This is a genomic window from Moorena sp., assembly GCF_982860115.1.
On sequence record NZ_CEYLVT010000477.1, the window covers coordinates 1 to 1,108 of the forward strand.

The window sequence follows — 1,108 nt, forward strand, 5'->3', positions numbered from 1 at the left end:
AAGCGATGCAGCGCGGTCTTGGGGGTTTCCCCCATGAGCGACTGCATCAAGACAAGTCCCTCAGAATTCGAGGAGCAACGGGGGCTTTAAGAAAACCAGATGATCGCGCATTTATTCCTTAATTCAGGAACGCCAAAACTATGAGATTTATCAGCCCTAAAATAGATTATGTATTCAAAAAAATATTTGGTTCCAAAGAAAGTAAAAATATATTAATTAGTTTCCTCAATGCTATTATTTACAATGGCGAACCAATCATTCAATCTTTAACCATTATTAATCCCTATAATCCCGGTCAAGTGTTGACTTTAAAAGACACTTATTTGGATGTAAAAGCAGTGTTAGCGGATGGAGAAGTTGTCCTAATTGAAATGCAAGTCTCATCCATCACTGGTTTTAGCAAACGGGTACTTTATAATATGGTGAAAGGATATGTTAATCAGTTAAAAACAGCAGAGGACTATATTCGTCTTAAACCTGTTATAGCTGTCACAATTACGGATTTTATTTTGTTCGACGAAACTCAGCAAATTATTAATCAATTTGTGTTTCAAGAAAAAACTGAAAAGTTTGAATGTCTGGAAGAGGAATTGCAGTTAATATTTATAGAATTACCGAAATTCCATAAAACACTATCCGAATTAGAAACTTTAGCCGATAAATGGATTTATTTCCTCAAAGAAGCTTCTAGCCTCGATAATATTCCTCCTTCTTTAGGAGAAGTATCAGAGATAGAATCAGCTTTAAATCTTGCTAATCAAGCTGGTATGACTCCAGAAGAATTAGAAATTGCCGATCGCCGTGCTATGGCATTACAAGATGAAAGAGGAAAAATAACTTATGCTGAAGAAATAGGAAAGGAAATTGGCAAAGAAATAGGAAGAAAAAATGAGGCAATCGCCTTAATCATTCGTCAACTGAAAAAGCGTTTTGGAGAAATTGAGACAAAAACAATTAGCAAAATAGAAAATTTAACAATTGAAGAGTTGGAAAATTTGGGAGAAGATTTCTTAGATTTCAAGAACATAACGGATTTAGAAAATTGGCTTAACTAGCTGAGGGGGCGACGAAATAATCTAAAACGCAGACTCTATAAGTAATCTAGCCC

At 35.1% G+C, this 1,108-nt stretch carries 1 protein-coding gene; it reads left to right on the forward strand.

Features of this window, described 5'->3' with window-relative positions; translation table 11 throughout:
• Positions 1 to 140: 140 nt before the first annotated feature.
• Positions 141 to 1,055 carry an Rpn family recombination-promoting nuclease/putative transposase gene (locus AC4II3_RS32785; protein WP_488012176.1) on the forward strand — a complete coding sequence of 305 codons (915 nt, stop codon included), beginning with the start codon at positions 141 to 143 and terminating at the stop codon, positions 1,053 to 1,055.
• The last annotated feature ends 53 nt before the right edge of the window (positions 1,056 to 1,108 follow it).

Coding starts and splice junctions, on each gene's coding strand:
- AC4II3_RS32785 (WP_488012176.1), top strand. CDS start 141: ATGAGATTTATCAGCCCTAAAATAGATTATGTATTCAAAAAAATATTT.